This is a genomic window from Pyramidobacter sp. CG50-2, assembly GCF_003612005.1.
GTDB lineage: Bacteria > Synergistota > Synergistia > Synergistales > Dethiosulfovibrionaceae > Pyramidobacter.
In genome coordinates this window covers 1-2,611 of record NZ_RAWT01000090.1, presented here as the reverse complement: position 1 = coordinate 2,611, position 2,611 = coordinate 1, and the positions used below count along the sequence as shown (strand labels likewise).

The window sequence follows — 2,611 nt, the reverse complement described above, 5'->3', positions numbered from 1 at the left end:
TTCGATTCCACTCGCTGGAGGTCAGTTCATATCTTCTCTCTTCCATGAGAAAAGTTTAAGCGATTGGATCGATTTAGGCAACTTTGACGTTTTTTAAACAAGCCCTAGCTTCACGATCGCGATGGTGTTGCTGTTGACTGGCTGCGGCGACCAGAAAAAAGCTGTGGCCGGCATTCCTTGGGGCATATTGCTGATGATCTGCGGTATCAACACGCTCATGGCGATGGTCATCAAACTGGGCGGCATTAAGCTGCTTGCTGAGTACCTAGCGACGCTGATGACTCAGAAGACGGCTCCCGGCGTCATGGGGTTGACTGCTGGCATCATGTCGTTCTTCAGTTCCACCAGCGGCGTTGTCATGCCCACACTGATCCCTACCGTCACCGACGTGGCGAAGAACGTGGGCGGCGTATCCACTCTAGCGCTCATTTCGGCCATCACCAACACGGCCAGCGCTGCGGGCATGAGCCCGATCTCCACAGGCGGTTCGATGGGGCTTGCTGCGTACTCGCAGATTGCCAAGCCTTCACCGGAGGAACAGAGCACGCTGTTCGTCAAGCTGTTCCTCGTATCCATCGGCGGCGTGATCGTCATTGCTCTGTTCGGCATGACGGGCGCTTACGATCTGTTTGTGTAGGCTAAAGTAGGCTGAAAATGGGCTATACCCTTTCTGAAAAGATTTTGGCTCGTGCCGCTGGTCTTAAACGCGTCAGTGCCGGCGACATCATCTGGGTCAACATCGACAAGGCGATGATGGACGACGTTCTTGGGCCAAAGCTGGAGATCGATGACTGCCTGAAAAAATTGGGCGTTCCCGTCTGGGATCCTGACAAGGTTGTGCTCATCTCTGACCATTACACGCCGCCCGCTAACAGTCTTCAGGCGAATTTTGTTAAGTTTACGCGTAACTGGGCGAAGGAGTATGGAGTCCGCAATTACTACGAATTCGCTGGCCCATGCCATCAGGTGATGGTTGAGAACGGGCATGTCAGACCGGGCGACGTGGCCGTCGGAACCGATTCGCATACCTGTACCTACGGTGCGCTGGCTGCTTTCAGCACGGGTATCGGTTCAACCGAGATGGCGGGCGTTCTCGCCACGGGACAGACGTGGATGAAAGTTCCTCAGACGATTCTTGTGGAGTGGAACGGAACCCTGCCTGCGAACGTAATGGCAAAGGATATCTCGCTTTGGACGATCAAGGAAGTCGGGCACTCGGGCGCGACGTACAAAACGCTTGAATACGCAGGCAGCACGATTGAAACCATGATCATGGACGAACGCTTTTGTCTGACGAATATGGCTGTCGAAGCGGGAGCCAAAGCTGGTTTGATTGGCTACGATAACGAGACGGCGCGCTATATGGCACAGTTCGGCGTGACGGAACGTTTTGATGATATGAGGTCGGACGACGACGCAAGTTTTGTGCAGAAGCTGTCATTCGACGCGGAAGAGCTCGTGCCTCAGGTAGCCTGTCCGCACGAGGTGGACAATGTCTGCCCTGCGGCCGATGTGAGCGATGTCAGGATTGATCAGGCGTATATCGGCAGCTGCACAGGTGGTCGTTACAGCGACCTGAAGGCGGCGGCTGACCTGCTCAAAGGAAAGCACATTGCTTCCGGTATCCGCCTGCTTGTGTCTCCTGCCAGCCGCGACATCTACAACCGTTGCCTGAAGGATGGCACACTAGTGACGCTGGCCGACGCAGGGGCGACAATCCTTGCTTCCTGCTGCGGTGCGTGCCTTGGAGTCCACTCGGGCAACATCGCTGACGGCGAAGTCTGCGTTTCCACGACCAACCGTAATTTCCTCGGCCGCATGGGCAGCAAACTGTCGAAAGTTTACCTGGCCTCGCCGCTCACGGCGGCGGCGTCGGCGGTTACGGGCAGGATCACCGATCCGCGCGAAATAATTTGAGGAGGCGTGAACGATGGCTTACGGAAAAGTCTGGAAGTACGGAGACAACATCAACACCGACATCATCTCGCCCCCTGCGTCGCTGGAGTATCCGATCAAAGAGGCCGCACGCTTCACGATGCAGGCCGTTGATCCCGATTTCGCGCCGAACTTCCGCTCCGGCGACATTTTCGTTGCCGAACACAATCTGGGGTCTGGTTCCAGCCGCGAGAATGCGCCGCTGATGCTGCGCGAGCTGGGCGTGAAAATTGTCGTTGCCAAGGATTACGCGCGTATCTTCTACCGTAACTGCATCAACGTGGGCATCATCCCCATTGAGTGTGCCGATACCAACAGGATCAGCGGGGGCGATATGATCGAGGTCGATTACGCAAACGGCGTCATCCGCAATCAGACGACGGACGAGACCTACGCATGCAGCAAAATGCCGCCGCACATTGAGGCAATTATCGATGCGGGCGGGCTCATTCCCTATATCCAGAATATGCGTTTGAAAAAGAAATAGCGTCCGCAAAGCTTAAGGCCGCGCTTTCCTGGCTGTAATCAGGAAGCGCGGCCTGTTCTTTGCAGACGTTCCGGCGTTTTTAGATTGACGGATATGATACAAAGTCTCGTTCCGAAAGCCCTGACAGCGCAGCTCTCTCCAGATCTGCTCAATGGGGTTCATCTCGGGGGTATAGGGGGGAATATGGAA

3 protein-coding genes are annotated in these 2,611 nt (G+C 55.5%); all 3 read left to right on the top strand.

What is annotated here, in order from left to right; genetic code table 11:
* The first annotated feature begins 115 nt into the window (after window positions 1-115).
* Genes D7D26_RS11830 through D7D26_RS11820 form a run of 3 tightly spaced genes read left to right on the top strand, consistent with a single transcriptional unit; the run spans window position 116 to window position 2,422 of the window.
* Window positions 116-637, top strand: coding sequence for an SLC13 family permease (locus tag D7D26_RS11830; protein ID WP_342447431.1), 522 nt, complete (start codon window positions 116-118; stop codon window positions 635-637).
* Window positions 638-654: 17 nt separating this feature from the next.
* The gene (locus D7D26_RS11825; protein ID WP_120373175.1) at window positions 655-1,917 is read left to right on the top strand and encodes a 3-isopropylmalate dehydratase large subunit; all 1,263 of its coding nucleotides are present in this window, start codon (window positions 655-657) and stop codon (window positions 1,915-1,917) included.
* Between the two features lie 13 nt (window positions 1,918-1,930).
* Window positions 1,931-2,422 (top strand): LeuD/DmdB family oxidoreductase small subunit, encoded by a 492-nt coding sequence (locus tag D7D26_RS11820; RefSeq protein ID WP_120373174.1) that lies wholly within the window; start codon window positions 1,931-1,933, stop codon window positions 2,420-2,422.
* Window positions 2,423-2,611 lie beyond the last annotated feature (189 nt).